General features: G+C 65.8%; 16 protein-coding genes. 9 read left to right on the forward strand and 7 right to left on the reverse strand.

What is annotated here, in order from left to right:
• Window positions 1-54 precede the first annotated feature (54 nt).
• The gene (locus tag ACFQS4_RS16635) at window positions 55-1,236 is read left to right on the forward strand and encodes an inorganic phosphate transporter (protein WP_500194549.1); all 1,182 of its coding nucleotides are present in this window, start codon (window positions 55-57) and stop codon (window positions 1,234-1,236) included.
• A gap of 94 nt (window positions 1,237-1,330) precedes the next feature.
• Window positions 1,331-1,720, forward strand: coding sequence for a ferredoxin Fer (gene fer, locus ACFQS4_RS16640; protein WP_312910167.1), 390 nt, complete (start codon window positions 1,331-1,333; stop codon window positions 1,718-1,720).
• Between the two features lie 118 nt (window positions 1,721-1,838).
• Here fer and ACFQS4_RS16645 read toward each other — a convergent pair whose 3' ends face one another.
• Window positions 1,839-2,933 (reverse strand): SDR family oxidoreductase, encoded by a 1,095-nt coding sequence (locus ACFQS4_RS16645; protein ID WP_500194551.1) that lies wholly within the window; start codon window positions 2,931-2,933, stop codon window positions 1,839-1,841.
• A gap of 226 nt (window positions 2,934-3,159) precedes the next feature.
• Between ACFQS4_RS16645 and ACFQS4_RS16650 the strand changes: the two genes are divergently transcribed.
• The 3 genes from ACFQS4_RS16650 to ACFQS4_RS16660 all read left to right on the forward strand — a co-directional run bounded on the left by ACFQS4_RS16650 (window position 3,160) and on the right by ACFQS4_RS16660 (window position 5,546).
• Window positions 3,160-3,729 carry a type 1 glutamine amidotransferase domain-containing protein gene (locus tag ACFQS4_RS16650; protein ID WP_500194553.1) on the forward strand — a complete coding sequence of 190 codons (570 nt, stop codon included), beginning with the start codon at window positions 3,160-3,162 and terminating at the stop codon, window positions 3,727-3,729.
• Between the two features lie 62 nt (window positions 3,730-3,791).
• Window positions 3,792-4,457 carry an LUD domain-containing protein gene (locus ACFQS4_RS16655; RefSeq protein ID WP_500194555.1) on the forward strand — a complete coding sequence of 222 codons (666 nt, stop codon included), beginning with the start codon at window positions 3,792-3,794 and terminating at the stop codon, window positions 4,455-4,457.
• Between the two features lie 72 nt (window positions 4,458-4,529).
• Window positions 4,530-5,546 carry an A24 family peptidase C-terminal domain-containing protein gene (locus ACFQS4_RS16660; protein ID WP_500194557.1) on the forward strand — a complete coding sequence of 339 codons (1,017 nt, stop codon included), beginning with the start codon at window positions 4,530-4,532 and terminating at the stop codon, window positions 5,544-5,546.
• A gap of 26 nt (window positions 5,547-5,572) precedes the next feature.
• Here ACFQS4_RS16660 and ACFQS4_RS16665 read toward each other — a convergent pair whose 3' ends face one another.
• The 4 genes from ACFQS4_RS16665 to ACFQS4_RS16680 all read right to left on the reverse strand — a co-directional run bounded on the left by ACFQS4_RS16665 (window position 5,573) and on the right by ACFQS4_RS16680 (window position 12,411).
• Window positions 5,573-7,435, reverse strand: coding sequence for an asparagine synthase-related protein (locus tag ACFQS4_RS16665; protein ID WP_500194559.1), 1,863 nt, complete (start codon window positions 7,433-7,435; stop codon window positions 5,573-5,575).
• A 104-nt stretch (window positions 7,436-7,539) separates the two neighbouring features.
• Window positions 7,540-9,510, reverse strand: coding sequence for an AMP-dependent synthetase/ligase (locus ACFQS4_RS16670; protein ID WP_500194561.1), 1,971 nt, complete (start codon window positions 9,508-9,510; stop codon window positions 7,540-7,542).
• Window positions 9,511-9,699: 189 nt separating this feature from the next.
• Complete coding sequence (locus ACFQS4_RS16675; RefSeq protein ID WP_500194563.1) at window positions 9,700-11,682, reverse strand: AMP-dependent synthetase/ligase; 1,983 nt, start codon at window positions 11,680-11,682, stop codon at window positions 9,700-9,702.
• Between the two features lie 273 nt (window positions 11,683-11,955).
• Window positions 11,956-12,411: a universal stress protein gene (locus ACFQS4_RS16680; protein ID WP_500194566.1), complete on the reverse strand. Its 456-nt coding sequence runs from the start codon at window positions 12,409-12,411 to the stop codon at window positions 11,956-11,958.
• A 115-nt stretch (window positions 12,412-12,526) separates the two neighbouring features.
• On the opposite strand from ACFQS4_RS16680, the gene ACFQS4_RS16685 reads away from it, so the two are divergent.
• From ACFQS4_RS16685 to glmM, 3 genes are all read left to right on the forward strand, one after another.
• Complete coding sequence (locus tag ACFQS4_RS16685; RefSeq protein ID WP_500194569.1) at window positions 12,527-13,267, forward strand: SDR family NAD(P)-dependent oxidoreductase; 741 nt, start codon at window positions 12,527-12,529, stop codon at window positions 13,265-13,267.
• Window positions 13,268-13,492: 225 nt separating this feature from the next.
• Window positions 13,493-14,467, forward strand: a complete 975-nt coding sequence (locus tag ACFQS4_RS16690) for a hypothetical protein (protein ID WP_500194571.1) — start codon at window positions 13,493-13,495, stop codon at window positions 14,465-14,467.
• Window positions 14,468-14,621: 154 nt separating this feature from the next.
• Window positions 14,622-15,938: a phosphoglucosamine mutase gene (glmM, locus tag ACFQS4_RS16695; protein ID WP_500194574.1), complete on the forward strand. Its 1,317-nt coding sequence runs from the start codon at window positions 14,622-14,624 to the stop codon at window positions 15,936-15,938.
• A 64-nt stretch (window positions 15,939-16,002) separates the two neighbouring features.
• Here the strand turns inward: glmM and ACFQS4_RS16700 are convergent, their stop codons facing one another.
• Window positions 16,003-16,176, reverse strand: a complete 174-nt coding sequence (locus ACFQS4_RS16700; protein ID WP_500194576.1) for a hypothetical protein — start codon at window positions 16,174-16,176, stop codon at window positions 16,003-16,005.
• Between the two features lie 239 nt (window positions 16,177-16,415).
• Between ACFQS4_RS16700 and ddfA the strand changes: the two genes are divergently transcribed.
• The gene (ddfA, locus tag ACFQS4_RS16705) at window positions 16,416-16,757 is read left to right on the forward strand and encodes a DdfA family disk-determining factor (RefSeq protein ID WP_500194578.1); all 342 of its coding nucleotides are present in this window, start codon (window positions 16,416-16,418) and stop codon (window positions 16,755-16,757) included.
• 56 nt (window positions 16,758-16,813) lie between these two features.
• Here the strand turns inward: ddfA and ACFQS4_RS16710 are convergent, their stop codons facing one another.
• Window positions 16,814-17,746 (reverse strand): class I SAM-dependent methyltransferase, encoded by a 933-nt coding sequence (locus tag ACFQS4_RS16710; RefSeq protein WP_500194580.1) that lies wholly within the window; start codon window positions 17,744-17,746, stop codon window positions 16,814-16,816.
• Window positions 17,747-17,936 lie beyond the last annotated feature (190 nt).

A 17,936-nucleotide genomic window follows, 5' to 3' on the forward strand; every position in this document is an offset into this window, starting at 1 on the left:
GTCCGACCGACCCAAATAGGCGTGTTTTTAGGCCCCTGCCCCATACGTTCGTCCGTGTCGGAGATACTGTTATACGCAGGTGTTCTCGTCGCGATTTTCGTCGGCTACAACATCGGCGGCGCGACCACGGGGCCCGCGTTCGGTCCCGCCGTCGGCGCGAACGTCATCACGAAAGTCGCCGCCGCGGGACTGATGTCTATCTTTTTCTTCGTCGGCGCCTGGACCATCGGCCCTGCCGTCGTCGACACGCTCGGCAACGACCTCATTACCGACAGCGACATCTTCACGCTCGAGGCCAACGTCGCCGTCCTCTTTTTCATCGGCGGCGCGCTCTTCATCGGGAACTACGCGGGCGTCCCCGCGTCGACCTCGATGACCGCCGTCGGCGCCATCGCTGCGCTCGGCTTTGCGACCGGCGAATTGAACGTCGCCGTCGTCCTCGAGATCGCCATCTGGTGGGTCGTCGCGCCCGTCATCGGCTTCTGGGTGTCGGGCGTCATCGGCCGGTACTTCTACCCGCAGATCAACGCCTGGGTCGCCATCGAGTCCAAACGCAGCGGCGAGCCGATGCTCTCGCTCGACCGCTCCGGGCTGGTCCCGCGGGTCGCCTACCGCACCGGTTCGGGCCGTCGACAGCGAACCGGTGCGATAGTCGTCGTCGTGATCGGCTGTCTGATGGCCTTCAGTTCGGGAACGAGCAACATCGCCAACGCCATCGCCCCGATCTACGGCGCCGGCGGCCTCGACCTGGGCCCGCTCATCGTCATCGGTTCGATCGCCGTCGCCGTCGGGGCGTTCACCATCGCCCGTCGAACCCTCGATACGCTCGGCAACGACATCACGAACCTGCCGCTGACGGCGGCGATCGTCGTCGCGGTCGTGGCCTCGGCGATCGTCATCTTCCTCTCGCTCATCGGGATCCCCGCCAGCTTCGTCGTCGTCGCGACCATGTGCATCGTCGGGCTGGGCTGGGGGCGTGCAACCCGGACGACGACGCTTTCGGACGCCGCCCGTGGCGAGGAAACGGCCGTCTCGATCGGCGCGCTCACGGCCGACGAAGAGGGCGAACGACCGCCCGAGATCGGCGAGGAGAGCGCCGAAGACATCCCGAAAGCGGCCGACCTGTTCGACCCGTCGACGACCGCTCGAGTCATCCTGATGCAAAACGTCGTTCCGCTCATCTCGACGGTCGCGGCGTTTCTCACCTTCCGATTCGTCCCGCTGTTCGGGTTTTGAACCCATACTCCTCACAACCGGAGACTGTCCGAACTGATAAACCGTTGCAAATGAACAGCAAGCTATACCAGTACGGGCCTCGAAGCGCCACCTGATGCCCACGGTAGAATACCTCAACTACGAAGTACTGGACGACCAGGGATGGAGTGTCGACGACGACGACGTCTTCGAAAAAGCCGCCGACGCCGACTTCGACGCCGAGGACTACGGCACCCTCGAGGTCAACGAGGGCGAGTACATCCTCGAGTCCGCCGAGGCCCAGGGCTACGACTGGCCCTTCTCGTGCCGTGCCGGCGCCTGTGCAAACTGTGCGGCCATCATCAAGGAGGGCGAAATCCAGATGGACATGCAGCAGATTCTCAGCGACGAGGAAGTCGAGGACAAGAACGTCCGTCTGACCTGCATCGGTACTGCCGAGTCCGAGGAGGTCAAGATCGTCTACAACGCCAAGCACCTCGACTACCTGCAGAACCGCGTCATCTAATCCGAAACGCGCTTTCCAACCTTTTCTAGTATCACGGGTAAACGCATTTGTATCCGATCGGCTCGAGTCGAGAGTGGGTCGTCTCGAGAGACACGGGTCGGAAGCTACAGGCTGGAAGCTACGAACGCCCTCGAGCGAGCACAGACGCCAGTCGAACGGGTCGTTTCGGTATCCGGTGATCGTTCTCACTACTTGGGTTCGCGTTCCGGATCACCCTGTATCCGAGATACGATGCAACCGCGAACCCGATCGCGGCGACCGCCGCCCCGGACGTCCGCCGTCGCTGGAAGAGCTGGGTATACCGGCTCGTCTCCGCGACGTGGCCGTCGTAGTCGCCTCGCTCCTCGAGGTCGCCCGAGGGGCTGTCGAGACCGTGGTGTTCTCGCGGCCGTGGCGGTTCGTCCTTGCGCTCCTGCTTCGAGAACACCGTTTCCATCAGCGTATCCATGAGCCCCGGGGCGAACTGGCCGAGAACGGCCAGCTGCTTCCCCCCGGCGCCGACCGTCACCTCCCGCTGGGGGTTCTCCGCGGCGTGGAGGATCGCCCGTGCCGCCGTCTCCGGCGCGTAGATCGGCGGCGGGAGCGTCGCCGCGTCGTCCATGTAGTTTTTCGCGTGCTCCGGATACGGCGTATCGATCGCGCTCGGTTTGACGAGCGTCACCGAGACCGGCGCGTCGTCCTCGCTCAGCTCCATCCGCAGCGCGTCGGTGAAGCCCTTGACGGCGTGCTTGGACGCCGAGTAGCTTCCCTGGAGTATCATGGCGCGCTCGGAGACGACACTCCCGACGTTGACGATCGCCCCGCCGCGGTCTCTCAGGTGGTCCGCCGCCTCGAGCGAGCCGTAGAGGAGGCCCCAGACGTTCGTATCGAACTGTGCGCGCATGTCCTCGACCGGAACCTCCTCGAGTTTCCCGTAGATGGAGATTCCGGCGCCGTTGATCCAGGTGTCGAAGCCACCGTAGGCGTCGCAGGCCACTTCCGAAATCTCGCGGACGTCGTCCCGGTTTCGCACGTCGGCGACGACGTACTCCGCCTCGCCGCCGTCGTTTCTGATCTCTTCGACCAGGTCCGCCAGCGCGTCCTCGCTTCGAGCGGCCAGTACGAGCCGTGCGCCGCGGTCCGCGGCCATTCGCGCGGTCGTCAAGCCGATCCCCGACGACGCGCCGGTAATGACGATCACCTGTTCCTCGAGGGGTTTGAGTGCTGGATCCATCGTTGTAACGTATTCGACGGAGGGTGTTCGACGCCGCTATGCGTCTATCGCTCACCACACCAACCGTGCGCTTGTGCCCGGTCCCTGTATACGCATGGCTTCTCGAGGTACCAGCCTTCGTCGAGTGCGTCGAAGAACCACCACTCTCGAGACCCCGACGAAGGGCTGACGCGACCTTTCACAGACAGGGCCGGCCGTTTTCCCCGCCTGTATCGAACAACCGGCGATGAGCGAAACCGAAAATCGACTCGAGGACGTGACGGTCGGCATCTTTCTCGCACCGGCCGGCACTGAGGAAGTCGAGTTCATCGAATCGAAACAGGCCGTCGCCGACGCTGGCGCCGCGGTCGAAGTGCTCGGCGTCGACCGCGAGGCGGGCCAGACGGTCAACGACGACCTCGAGGGGAGCGAATCGTACGAGGTCGATCGATCGTTCGACGACGTCTCCGCCGAGGAGTTCGACGGGCTGATCGTCCCCGGCGGGACCGTCGGTGCGGACAAACTCCGCGCGGACGAGGACGCGGTCGCCCTCCTCCGGGAGCACATCGAGGCGGGCAATCCCGCGGGCGCCATCTGTCACGGCCCGTGGACGCTGGTCGAGGCGGACGTCGTCGAGGGGCGAACGCTCACCTCCTATCCCAGCCTGCGGACGGACGTCGAGAACGCGGGCGGGGAGTGGGTCGACGAGGAGGTCGTCGTCGACGACGGACTCGTCACCAGCCGGAACCCGGACGACCTCGAGGCGTTCTGTGCGGCGATCGTCGAGGAGTTCGCGGCCGGGCCGGACGACGGATGAACGCGAAGGTGAACGTGTCTGAGACAGGACGAAACCGCGTACGTGACCGCCAAACACACCCCATGACGGACGACTACTACACGAAAGACGACTTCGACGACGAACTGGATCTCGAGGAGGACCGCTTCGATCAGGTACCCGACGAGGACGTGATCGAGGAGACGATTTCGAACGTCGAGGAGGGAAACGTCGACGTCCACCGGTTCGAATCGGCCGAGGCGGCCCGCGACCACCTCGTCGATCAAATCCCGGAGGGGGCGACGGTGATGGACGGACACTCCACGACGTTGGAGGAGATCAGCTTCACGGACGTTCTCGAAGCGGCCGACGGGTTCGAGTACCTCGGCAACCGGATCGCCGACATCGACGACGACGAGGAGCGCGCGGACGCGCGCCGCGAGGCCGCCACCGCCGACGTCTTCTTCGACAGCGTCAACGCCATCGCCCGGAGCGGCGAACTCCTCGGCGCGAACGCGCTCGGCAACGCCGTGAGCGCCTGGCCGTTCGCCGCGGAACGCCTCGTACTCGTCGGAAGTGCGAACAAAATCGAACCCAGCTGGGCCGCCGCCGTCGAGCGCGTTCGGGAGTTCGCCCTGCCGCTCGAGGACGCCCGCGCGGAGGAGGTCTACGGGCAGGGGAGTACCGTCGGGAAACTGGTCTCGCTCGAGCGAGAACGGGTCGAGGACCGGACGCAACTCGTGTTGCTCGAGGATCGACACGGGTTCTAAGCACCCAGCGATTGACGTTGTTACCGAGCCGCAGCCGTAACACCTACCACCCATCGGGACGCCGTAGCGAACGTGTACGACGTCGTCCCGATCGCCTCGACACCCGACCTCCTCCGGCTCGTCGCCGTCCCCGTCTTCGCCTGGGCGGCCGTCCGCGACGTGAAGACCCGCCGGATCTCGAGTTCGGTCTGGATTCCGCTGTCGGCGCTCGCCGCAGTCCTGTTCGTCTGGGACGGCTGGGTCGCCTACCGGGCCGGCGGGGTCGTCTGGAGTCACGAGTTTCTCGTCCCCTCGGCGCTGAGTCTCGGGGTCGTCGTCCCGCTCGCGTACCTCTTCTGGTGGTTCGGCGGTTTCGGCGGTGCCGACGCGAAGGCCTTGCTGGTGCTCGCGTTGCTGTTTCCGACGTATCCTGCCTACGAAATCGGCTCGTGGACGCTCCCTGTCGTCACCCCAGAGATCGCCAGCGCGTTCTCGCTCGCCATCCTGACTAACGCGGTCCTCCTCGGCGTCCTCATCCCGGTCGTCCTCGCGATTCGAAACGCCGCCGCCGGGCGGATCGCGCCAGTGATGTTCATCGGCTGGCCGGTCAACTGGCGGACCGTCTCGAGCACCCACGGACGACTCCTGGACGCCCCATCGGGGCGGTCCCTGAGCGGCCTCGACCTCGACGCCCTCCGGATGTACCTTCGCTGGCGGGGGCTCAGCCTCGAGGAACTCCGGGCAGACCCGGAGACGTATCGCGACCCGGCGAGCCTCCCCGACGAGCCGAATCCGCCGACCGACGGCGCGGTGACGGCCGAGGTTCGGAGCGACGGCGGGTCGAGTCGCGTCCAGGACAGCCTCGAGCGCGATACCGACGCACCAGCCGACGTCGAAGTCGAGGACCCCTGGTGCGCCGAAGCGTTCCTCGAGGACATCGACGGCACGGCCTACGGCACCGATCCTGACAGCCTCCGCGACGGCCTCGAGGTCCTCGCCGAACGCGACGTCGTCTGGATCTCGCCGGGAACGCCGTTCCTGGTGCCGATCTTCGCAGGGCTGGTCGTCGCGCTCGTCTACGGGGACCTCCTGTTTACCCTTCTGTTCTAACTCCTCGAGTCACTCGAGAGCGACGATCACTCGAACCACGTCTCGCCCACGTCGGCGAGCCACGACGGATCCCCGAGGTCGACGCCCTCGACCCGCGCCAGCGTCCGCAGCGCGTAGAGGTTTCGGCTCGAGGGGGCGGCCTCGAGAATCGCGTCGTCGACGATTCCGTGCCAGGCGAGCGGGTGGGAGCCGGGTTCGCGCCACTGTTCGCGCGGGGCCAGAAACGGCGGCGCCCAGTCGCCACCTCGCTCGAGGAACTGCCGAGCGGGGGTGTGACGGACGAGCGAGAGCAAGCGATCTTCGGGTTCGAGCGTTCGATCCGTCACCGCGGCCCGGTCGTGAGCGATACCGGCGACCCGCCAGTAGACGGCCGTGGCGAGGTCGGCGTGGAGTCCCTTTCCGCGGCGGAAGGCGAGGGGGACCGCCTCCCAGGCCCGAACGTAGGCGGGATCCCACAGCGGGAGCCACCACCCGAGGCCGGCGTCCTCGTAGACCCGGCAGTCGCCGTTGGTGAACGTCGACATGCGCCCGCGCCACTCCCAGCGCTCGTAGGCTGCGGCGGCCGTCGCGGGGTCCGAGATCGTCTCAGGGTCTCGGTGGCCGAGGAGGCCGCGTCGAATGCGTTCACGAAACGCGTCCTGGATGTTTTCTCGGTCGTCCGTGGGTCCATTCACGGCGTCGTCCATATCCCAGAGCACGTAGTGCGTCTCGAGGACGTACTCGACCAGCGCCTCGAGCGTGGGGTCGGTCGTCTCGAGTGCTTCGTCGACGGTTCCCCGTTCGTCGGCATCCACGGCGGGCCCGCACCCGACAGCCCTCCGAACGGGTGCGTACGGGGGCTCCCCGACGAACCGCGGCAGTCGTTCGCTGGGTGTCGCCACGGTGTGACCTGGACAGTAGAGCGCGTCTTCTGGAAGCCGGCCGTCCTCGAGCAACCCGTGGACGGCGGGCCACTCGGCCAGAAACGGGAGGGCGTCCCCACCGAAGGCCCACTCCCGGTAGTGGCGGCCGGCCTCGCCGTGGTACTGCTCCCGCCACATCGCTCGCAAGTAAGGGTAGAACTCCCAGCGGATCCCGAGTTCGGCCGCGACCTCCCGGCTGACCTCGACGTCGGGGTGGCCCGAGCGGCCGAAGGTGAAGCCGATCACCTCTCGTCCACGCTCGACGAGGGCTGCGGCGAGCAGTCGGGAGTCGTACCCGCCCGAGAGCGGGAGGACGACGGGGCGGTCACCGGCGACGATTTCGAGTCGGTCGAGCGCGGTCTGGAGGCCGGCCTCGAGGCGCGCGAGAGGAATCTCGAGTTGGTCGCCTGAACACTCGTCCTCGGCGGTCGGCGTCTCGGCGGCGGGCCAGTACTCGCGGTAGGTGTGGCGAGTGACGGTTCGGTCGCCGTCGCCGGTGTCGTCGGGGGCACCGTCGACGTCGCTCGACTCGAGCCGAACCACTTCACCCGGTTGCACGGCGAACACGTCCTGCCAGATGGTGTCGGGACCGGTCACGTACCGCGTCAGGAGGAACTCGCGCTCGGTGACCGGGTCTCGAGGCGCGTCGACCGCGTCCCTGACGGCCCAGCCGCGGTCGCTGACGACGGATCCGGCGGCGTCGTACCAGAGGGGAATCGAGCGAGCGCCGTCAGCGACGAGGTACGTCTGGTCGGCGTCGAGCCCGACGACCGCCGCGAAGAATCCCTCGAGGGAGTTGGCGCAGTCGGCGACGGCCTCGAGGTGAGCGTCCCCGTCTTGATTCCGGCTGGCTCCGCCCTCGAGCGCCCGTGCGAACCGCTCGGCGATGGCCGGCGCCTCGAGGAGGTCCGTCCCCTCGAACGCCTGGCCCCGGACGGCGACGCCGCGGCGGCGCACCCACCCCTCGTCCCGTAGTCGAACGTTCATTCGTCGATGTATTCACTACCGAAACCACTCAGTTATACTTCTCGACTGGTCACTACCAACGTACTATAGATAGTATAGCTAGAACGGTGCTCGCGATCGCCCGCTCAGTCGGCCGCCTCGGCCGGCCGATCCGACGCGCGCTCGGGATAGATGTCTGCCACCTCCTCGTCGAACTTCTCGAGGATCACCCGGCGCTTCTTCTTCATCGTCGGCGTCAGCATCTCGTTTTCCTCGGTGAACTCCTCGGGCACGAGCTGGAAGCGCTTGATCTGCTCGTGTTTCTCGAAGTTCTCGTTCACCGCGTCGATCTCCGCCTGGACGAGGTCGTGAGCGGCCTCGCTGTCGACGATTCGCGCGTCGTCCTCGAGCTCGAGTTCGTCCCGCAGGTACTGGAAGTTGGGGACGATGAGTGCGCCGACGAACTTCTCGCCGTCGCCGACGACCATGCACTGTTCGACGACCTGGCTCTGGGCGAAGCTGTCCTCGATGGGGGCGGGGGCGACGTTCTTCCCCGTCGAGAGGACGAGCATCTGTTTCGAGCGCTCGTGGAAGACGAGGTAGCCGTCGGGCCGGATGGTGACGATGTCGCCGGTGCGGAACCACCGTCCCTCGTCGTCCTCGACGAACGCCTCGGCGGTCTTCTCGGGCTTGTTCCAGTACCCCTTCGCGACCTGTGGGCCCTTGACGAGCAACTCGCCAGTCTCGCCGATGGTGGTGTCGGTGCTCTCCTCGGGGACGACGGTCTCGTCGACCTTCAGATCGGTGTCGACGAGGGCGGGGCCGATCGTCCCGATCTTGGGCTCTTCGGGCGGATTGGTCGTGACCACGGGGGCGGTCTCGGTCAGGCCGTACCCCTCGTAGATAGGCAGCCCCATCCCGTGATAGAGCGTACAGAGCTCGGCCGAGAGGGTCCCGCCACCGCTGACGAGCATGTCGATGTTGCCGCCGAGGGCCTCCTTGACCTGCGAGAAGACCAGCGTGTCGGCGACCGCCATCTTCAGCTTCAGGCCGGGTCCGGGGCTGTCGGCGCGGTAGTACGCCCGGCTGACGTCGGTCGCCCACTCGAAGATGCGCTCCTTGATCGGCGATTCGCTCGCCTGTTCGCGGATGGCGTCGTAAATCTTCTCGTAGACCCGCGGCACGCTCGTCGCCGTCGTCGGCGAGACGAGTTGAAAGTCCTCCTTGAGCGTGTCCGAATTCTCGGCGTAGGCGACGCAGGCTCCGCTGGCGAACATCAGGAAGTGTCCCGCGGTGCGCTCGAAGACGTGGGCCAGTGGGAGGAACGATACGCTTTGTGTGTTGCTGTTGATCGAGGGCGTCCCCGCCGGTTTCCCCGGACGCGGCCCGAACCGCCGGTAGGTCTGGTTGACGTTTTCCCGGAAGTTCCGGTGGGTCAGCTGCACGCCCTTCGGCTGGCCGGTCGTCCCGCTGGTGTAGATCAGACTCGCCAGATCGTCCGGCGTGCGTTCGGCGAGCCAGCCCTGATAGGCCTCCTCGTCGTAGGCCTCATCTCCATGGGCGTAGACATCGGCGAGGGTGTAGACGTCGTCGCGGTCGTCGTACGTGTCGGAGAGCGTATCCATCGAGACGACGAACTCGAGGTCGAGGTCGTCTTCCACCTCGAGGACGCGCTCGAGCAGTGCTTCGTTCTCGACGACGACGCCAGTCGCCCCTGGGTCGTCGAGCAAGTAGCGGACCTTATCGGGCGACGAGTTGCGGTAGACAGTGGTGACCACGGCGCCGGCGGAGAGCAGCGCGAAGTCGGTCTGGGCCCACTCCATGCGTGTCCCGGCGAATATGGCGACGCGATCACCGGCGTCGACGCCGAGGTCGCGAAACCCGGTCGCGAGTCGCTCGACAATCGCCCCCATCTCGGCGTAGCTGAGCACCGCGTAATCGCCGTCGGGTGCGGGATCGACCACCGGGCCCGCGAGTGAGCGGTCGTAAATTCCGCCCTTGTAGCGCTGGGCCGGCGCGTCCCTGTTGCGCTCGACCGTCTTCGCGAACAGCTGTCCCAGTGTGTCCATCTCGAGTACGTCGTCGTCGAACTGTCGTTCGGATTCCCTCCATCCCATGGTATGGTTCCTCAATGCACATGCCACCTCTTGAACTATTCGGCTGTTTTGAGTGGTTCGGGCGGTAGCGGCGCTTGAATGGCGACGGCGCTTGGACGGCGGCGGCGCCCTGCTGCCAACGGACGACGATCAACTGACGGCGGAACGGAAGAACGAACCAGGGCGGGGTCGAGAGCGTCGAAATCCCGGTCAGGCGTCGGCGTAGAGTTCGTCGACCCGGTCGTCGAAGCGCTCGAGGATAACGCGACGTTTCTTCTTCATCGTCGGCGTCAGCATCTCGTTTTCCTCGGTGAACTCGACGGGGACGAGGCGGAACTGCTTGATCGTCTCGTGTTTCTCGAAGTTCTCGTTCACCGCGTCGACTTCCTCGCCGACGTAGGACCGAACGCGCTCGTCCTCGCAGACGGCTTCGGCGTCCTCGGGGAGGTCGATTCCCCCGCGGTCGGCCCACTCGCGGACGTGCTCGAGGTTCGGGACGACGAGCGCGCCGACGAACTTCTCGCCGTCGCCGACGGCCATGCACTGCTCGACGACCTCGCTGGCGGCGAAGGCGTCCTCGATGGGGGCAGGGGCGACGTTCTTCCCCGTCGAGAGCACGAGGATCTGTTTGACCCGCTCGCGGAATTCGACGTAACCGTCCGGGCGCAGGTGGACGATGTCGCCGGTGCGGAACCAGCGTCCCTGGTCGTCTTCTTTGTCCCCATCCCCGTCCTCGCTCTCGAGAAACGCCCGGTCGGTAGCGCTCGGCTTGTTCCAGTATCCCTCGGTCACGTTCGGTCCCCGGACGAGCAACTCCCCGACCTGGCCCGGGTCGTCGAAGACATCCTGGTCGGCGACGGACTCGTCGATGCGAAGCGTGACGTCGGGCAGCGCGGGACCGATCGTCCCGATTTTGGGTTCCTCGGGCGGGTTGACCGTCACCACGGGGGCGGTCTCGGTCAGGCCGTACCCCTCGTAGATGGGCAAGCCCATCCCGTGATAGAGCGTACAGAGGTCCTTCGAGAGGCTCCCCCCGCCGCTGATGAGGAGTTCGACGTTGCCGCCGAGGGCCTCCTTGACCTGCGAGAAGACGAGCCGGTCCGCGAGGGCGTGTTTCGCCCGGAGAGCCGGTCCTGGCGCGTCCGCCTCGGCGTACTCGACGCCCACGTCGGTTGCCCAGTGGAAGATCCGTTCCTTGATCGCGGACTCGCTCGCCTGTTCGCGGATGGCGTCGTAGATCTTCTCGTAGACCCGCGGCACGCTCGTCGCCGAGTTCGGCCGAACCGCGCTGAAGTCTTCTTGCAGGGTGTCGGGGCTTTCGGCATAGGCGACGCAGGCACCGCTGGCGAACATCAGGAAATGTCCCGCGGTGCGCTCGAAGACGTGGGCCAGCGGCAGGAACGAGACCGTCTGCACCGACTCGTCGATCACCGGTAAGTCGGGGGACTTGTCCGACCGCGGCCCGTAGCGCTTGCGAATCTGGTTGACGTTCGCTCGAAAGTTGCCGTGGGTCAACTGCACGCCCTTCGGCTGGCCGGTCGTCCCGCTGGTGTAGATCAGACTCGCCAGGTCGTCCGTTCCGGGTTCGTCGACCCAACTCTGGTAGGCCTCGAGGTCGAAGGTTTCCTCCCCGCGCGCGTAGACATCCGCGAGGGTGTAGACGTCGTCGCGGTCGTCGTACGCATCCGAGAGGTCGTCCATGGAGACGACGAACTCGAGATTGAGGTCCTCCTCCACCTCGAGGACGCGCTCGAGCAGGGCTTCGTTCTCGACGACGACGCCCGTCGCCCCGGGATCGTCGAGCAGGTAACGGACCTGATCGGGCGACGAGTTGCGGTAGACGGTCGTGACAACCGCGCCGGCCGACAGCAGGGCGAAGTCGGTCTGGGCCCACTCCATGCGGGTGTCGGCGAAGATGCCGATCCGGTCGCCGTGGTCGACGCCGAGGTCGCGAAATCCGGCCGCAAGCTTCCGGACGACGTTGCGCATTTCGGCGTACGAAATCGCGCGGAACTCGCCGTCGGCAGCGGCCCGCAGCACCCCACCGGTGAGCGAGCGGTCGTAGACCCCGCCCTTGTAGCGCTGTGCCGGGCGATTGGGGTGTCGTTCGGCGGCGTCCTCGAACAGCCGACCCAGGCTGGTCGTGCCGATGACCGCGTCGTCGTACTCGCGTTCTGCGTCCCGCCAGTTCATACTCTCGTGGCAAGGACTCCCGGGCGATAAAACGTGAGGGAACGCTTTTCACGCGACGGACGGTTTATTCGTCGCCTCGAGCGACGTGCGGGGAGCGCCGCGAGGGACGACGGCGGTTTTGTGGGTAAGTAGTGCGTCCATACCCGTCACACCACAGACGACGTCATAATCCGGCGGGGTGGCTCTCCGAAAGAGAACTGGGCCGCTCGAGAACGCCGGAGCGACGGCTCGTTCACCGTGGCCGGTCACTCGAGGTCCAAAACCGGGACTCGATCAGTCGGAACTGCGGACGAACGTCACGGGGCAGGGCGCCGAGAGCAACACTTCCTGGGCGGTCGAGCCGAAGACGGCCTTCCCGGTCGGGGAGCGTTTTCGCCCGCCGACGACGACGCGGTTGGCGTTCACGTCGGTCGCCAGGTCGACGATCGCCTTGCCGTGATCGCCCACCGAGCCGCGAACATCGTAGCTCACGCCCGCGTCGTCGAGCGGCTGCCGCAGGTCGCGGATGGTCGCGTGTCGGCCGGCGACCTCGTTCGGATCGGCCTCCTCGACCTCGGGGTCGAAGGAGAGCTGGTCCAGGACCTTCTCGTACTCGTCGTCGGTGAAGACGTGGGCGAGTACGACCGTCGACTCTGCGGGTGCTGCGACTTCGATGACTGCCTCGGCGAGTGCGTCAGTCCGTTCGGCATCGCCCGGACCAACCGCGAGCAGGATTGTTTCGAGCGTCATATTCAGTACGTATACCCTCCACTACCTTAAGCGTTCATACTCTTACTCAATATTGAGTAAAAACTTTCACCTGCCGACCCCGGCGACTTTTCGTGCTCCTGAGCGAGGATGGGATATGGAGGAACCAGACCTTACCGGTCGAACCGTACTGGTCACCGGCAGCGCTCGCGGCATCGGTCGGGCGTTCCTGCTGGCGCTGGCCGAACGCGGCGCGAAGACGGCCGTCCACTATCACACCAGCGACGCGGCCGCCAGGTCGGTCGCCGACGAGGCTCGAGACCGCGGCGCCGAGGCCGTCACGACGGTTCGCGGCGACGTAACCGACCCCGGAAGCGTCGACGACCTGTTCTCGAGCGTCGAGGACGACCTGGGGACCGTCGACGTACTGGTGAACAACGTCGGCGACTTCGCGCCCACACACTGGGCCGATCTCGAGTTCGAGACCTGGAACCGCGTCCTGGAGACGAACCTCAACGGCACCTACCTCTGCTCGAAGCGCGCCCTCCCCGGCATGCGCGAGAACGGGTTCGGCCGCATCGTCAACCTCGGCAACGCCTCGAGCGAGAAGGGACTCGTCAACCCGGTGAATTTCCCGTACTTCGTCGCCAAAGCGGGCGTGATCATGTTTACGCGGATGCTCGCCGCCGACACCCAGGATGACGGCATCACCGTGAACGCCATCTCGCCGTACGTCGTCGAGAACTCCGAGGCGTTCCCCGAGGAGATCCCTCGGGACCGCCCCGCCAGTTTCGACGACCTCGTCCGTCCGCTCCTGTTCTTCGTCGACCCGGAGAGCGACTACGTGAGCGGTCAGAACCTCGAGGTCGACGGCGGGTGGCTCCCGGAGACGGTCTGAGGACGATCGGTTCTGGAGGCAATCTGATGGCGGTCGGCTCGAGTGACGCGCCGTCTCGATTCGACCCCGTTCATGCGCTGTCGCTCGAGCCTCGGCAAACACCCGAACCGGTCTCCGGACACGGTTTTCCCCGTCGGTGAACTCGACTATGAAGTGGTTATATGGCGACCAAGGTGACTTATCAGGGCTATAATGATGTGACGGAAGCCGATACAGACGTCCACGATGCAGTTCAGAAAACTCGCTGTGATCGGCGTCGTCTTGCTCGTCGCCCTCTCGGGGTGTACGTCCCTCGGGGGGTTCGGCGCGGGCGACTCGCCGAACGAGACACAGCCCGACGGAGAGGATCCGTCGGAGAACACGTCAGAGAACGATACCGACGAGAACGATTCGCCGAACGAGAGCCAGGATGCCGAAGACAACTCGGACGAGGATGATTCCACCGACGACGCAAACGGTGACGGTTCCACCGACGACGGGGAAGACGACGAGTCGACCCAGTCCAGCTGGTCACCGCCACAGCAGCCGAACATGCCGCTCGAATGGAAAGACGAGAGCTCGACCCGGATCAAGAGCGTCGAGTTCGTCGACAAAGTAGAGGCAGAAAACGGCGAGGGCTACTCGGACTTCAACATCGAGGTCGTCGCCAACACGAGCATGGAGGACGTCGACCCACCGGAGTACGGTAACGTCATCGGTGAGCCGTACTTCTTCGTCAAGATCAACGAAGGGGAAGGCAACCGGAAGATCGTCGAACGCACCGGTCAGGTCAAGATGACCGAAAACGGGACGTTCCACATCGAGGTCCGGCCAGGCGGTCTCGAGGAGTTCGGCGAAAACGAGCGCCTGACCGTCGAGGTCTTCTTGATGGACGAAGACAAACAGTACGACGACATCTACGGTGCGGTCTCCAAAAACATCCACTTCAACCCGGACGTGGAGTCCGACTCGAGTGGGGAGGACTCGAGTGAGGAGACGGACGAGACCGAGTCTGACGAGGCCGACGATTCCAGCGAGAGTGACGAGACAGACGGCACAGACGGTGACGCTGACGACACCGAGGATACCAACGAGACCGACGAATCGAACGATACCTCCGGGTCTGACGATACCTCCGGGTCTGACGGCACCGACGACACCAACGACACAGACGACACTAACGAAACAGACAAGGCCACGGAAAACGAAACCAGCGACTGACGACCGCTTCGCTCGAAACCCTATCGCCTCTTCGACTTTCTTCGATCGTAGCGACGAATGCCTCTCGAGATATACCCTCGAGCGCCGGCAGTCGCCGGCGCTCTCGACAGGTCCAATCGACAGTATAACGTAACCGTACGTCACACTCCTCGCTATGTTCGGAACGAGCGGTATTCGCGGTGCCGTGGGTAAGGAAGTCACGGCCGAACTCGCGCTCTCGGTCGGCCGAGCGGTCGCCTCCGAGGGCTACGAACGGGTCATCCTCGGCCGCGACGCCAGGGAGAGCGGCAGGGTCCTCGGCCGGGCGCTCGAGGCCGGCCTCCGCGAGTGCGGCGCGGACGTCGTCGACCTCGGACTCGCAGCCACGCCCACCGTCGCCCGCGCTGTCGGCACGCTCGAGGCCGATGCGGGCGTTGTCATCACAGCCTCGCACAACCCGGCGACCGACAACGGAATCAAGCTCTGGGCCCCCTCCGGGAAGGCGTTCGGACCCGACCAGCGAGACGCGATTTCGGCCCGCATCGAGCGGGGCGACTACGACCTCGCAGGCTGGGACGGCCACGGCACCGTCCGCGCGTACCAGGACGCCGCCACGGATCACGCCGACGCCATCCGGGAGGCCGTCTCGCTCGAGACGCCGCTCTCAATCGTGCTCGACCTCGGGAACGGCGCGGGGCGAGTCACCGCGGACGTGCTCGCCGACCTCGGCTGTACGGTCACGACGCTCAACGGCCAGCCAGACGGCTCGTTCCCCGGCCGGCCGAGCGAACCGAACGAGGAAACCCTCGAGACGCTGCTCGAGACGGTCGCCGCGACGGACGCCGACCTCGGTATCGCCCACGACGGGGACGCCGACCGGATGGTCGCGGTCGACGAGACGGGGCGGTTCGTCCCGAAGGACGTCCTGCTCGCGCTGTTCGCCCGGGAGGCTGCGGGCGAGGGCGACCGGGTGGCCGCGCCGGTCGACACCAGCCTGACCGTCGACGACGCGCTGGCTGCCGTCGGTGCGTCCCTCACGAAGACGCCGGTCGGCGACGTCTACGTGGCCGAGCGGGCGACCGACGCGGACGTCGTCTTCGGCGGCGAACCCAGCGGCGCCTGGATCTGGCCCGCGGAAACGCTCTGTCCGGACGGGCCGCTCGCGGCCGCGAAACTCGTCGAACTGGTCGCCGAATCCGGTCCGCTCTCGGCGCTCGTCGATAGCGTCGACACCTATCCCATCCGGCGGGATTCCCTCGAGGTCGACCGAAAGGGCGCCGTGATGAACGCAGTTGCGGAGTCGGTCCTCGAGCGCTACGACGACGTCGACACTCTCGATGGCGTGCGCGTCGACCGCGGCGACGGCTGGTTCCTGCTCCGAGCGAGCGGCACACAGCCGCTGATTCGGGTTACGGCCGAGGCGCGGTCTGCCGACCGGGCGGACGAACTCCGGGCCGAGGCGATCGAGTTGCTCGAGTCGGCGAAAAACTGAGATTGAGGCTGAGACTGAAACTGAGATTGAGATAGGGATTGGTACTGATTTCTGCCCCCGACGCCTACGCGAGCACGGAGTACGCCAGGTACGCGAGCGCGACCACCACGGCGAGGACGACGAGGCTGATCACGAGACTGACGACCGCCGAGACGATGCCGACGACGACCTCGAGTACGACCCAGAGGACCACGAGGGCGAGGAGACCGAGTCCGGCGAGGCGGAGGAGCGAATCCATACGGTAGTCTTTCCAGTCGGCGACTATGAACGTTGCGTCCGTCCTCGTCGTGCGACTGCCCCCTCGAGGCTCTCCGAAACGCCGTGTAGACCCTCCTCAGTCGCACGAACGTCGACTCGTCGTGCCCGCACGCACTCTCCTCGGGAAGGCGGTATCGTGACGCCATCTCGAAAGGTAGCACTTAAAGAATCAATATAATCAGCACCAGAGACATGGGGGCGACTCGAGTGGATGCGTGTATGGATTCCGCTGACGATTCGCTCCCTCCCTCCGCGACTGTCGATCGAACGAAACGCACACACACTGAGTCGTTCGATCCGGCGGAAGGGCCGGTCGAGACCATCGTCGACCTGGTCGCCGCGGCCTCCGGGCGATCGCTGGTCGAGATGCCGCCAATCTACGAGGTCATCGATCCGGACGCGCTCAACGCGCTGTTCCGTCCACGAAACAGCGGCGTCGACCTCGAGGACAGGGTCTTCGAATTCACGTACGAAGGGTACCGGGTCAGCGTCCACGGAGACGGCCGTGTCCGCCTCACCGAACCCACCAATCCCGCGAAGGTGACCAAGCCGCTCGAGTGAGCGGCGCCAATGCTATTGATTCTATAGTAAAGTAGATCAACAACAATAGCGAGCACTCAGACTCGAGCGACCGCCAGGATGTGATTCGACCAGTCGACGACGGCGGGGTCCGTCCGCAGACCGCGAACGGCCTCGGTGACGGCCTCGATCACATCCGACTCGAGGTCCTCTATATCTTGTCGCTCGCCGACGTTCGCCGCAATTCCCTCAAGGCCGACCAGCGCCTCGACCTCGAATCCGGCCGACTCGAGGACGGCCTCGAGTTCGGCAGCACGGAAGAAGTGACACGCGGTGAAGCCGGGTTCCTCGAGGTGGGCGAGGTGCTCGCGGGCGAAGTCGGCGTCGTAGGTGCCGCTCTCGACCATCGCGGGGACGCCAGGGGCGTACTCGGCGGAGCGGACGAGGTTCTGGAGGACCGCGAGTCGACCCATGACGGAGACGAAGATGGGGCTCATGGGACGAGCGACGCGGCGGAGTTCGGCAAGCGCCCGCTCTCGGCTGGCCTCGTCGGTGAGGTGCGAGAGCGGTCCGCCGGTACAGCAGACGGCGTCGAACCGGTCGTCGGCGAACGGCAGCGCGCGTAGGTCGGCGTGCTCGACCGTCACGCGGTCGGCGACGCCGTGCTCGCGGACCTTCTCTCGGGCGATCTCACACTGACGACGGCTACGATCGACGAGCGTCACCGAGTACCCGCGCTCGGCGAGCCAGACGGCGTACCGCCCCGCACCGCCGCCCGCGTCCAGGACGTGGCCCGAGTTCGGCAGGTAGCGCTCGAGATAGGTCGTAGTGCCCTCGAACTCGAGGTGGCCGCCCAGGGTGGCCTCGAGGCGGTCCCACTCCTCGTGGCCGTACTCGTCGTAGTAGGTTTCGGGCTCGAGCGATGACAGGTCCTGCGCTCGAGTGGGGTCGTCTTCGTCGTTGTGGTCCGAACGCCCGCCGTGCTCGCACCGTTCGGCGCCCGAACCGGTGTCCTGCGTCTCCTCGCTCATACGTTCTCTCGAGTCGACGGGCCTATCAAGGCATTGGGGGTGTGTCACTGTGTGGCATCCGACTGACGACGTTTCGACTGGATCAACTGCCCTTCGAGGCGAACCTGCCGGTCAACAGGTATTTGCCGTCGAGTACCTATATACGAGTAAACAGTCAACGGGCGCGATGTTCGCGCCGCAGGTCCCACGC

Source organism: Saliphagus sp. GCM10025317, assembly GCF_042663665.1.
Lineage (GTDB): Archaea > Halobacteriota > Halobacteria > Halobacteriales > Natrialbaceae > Natronosalvus.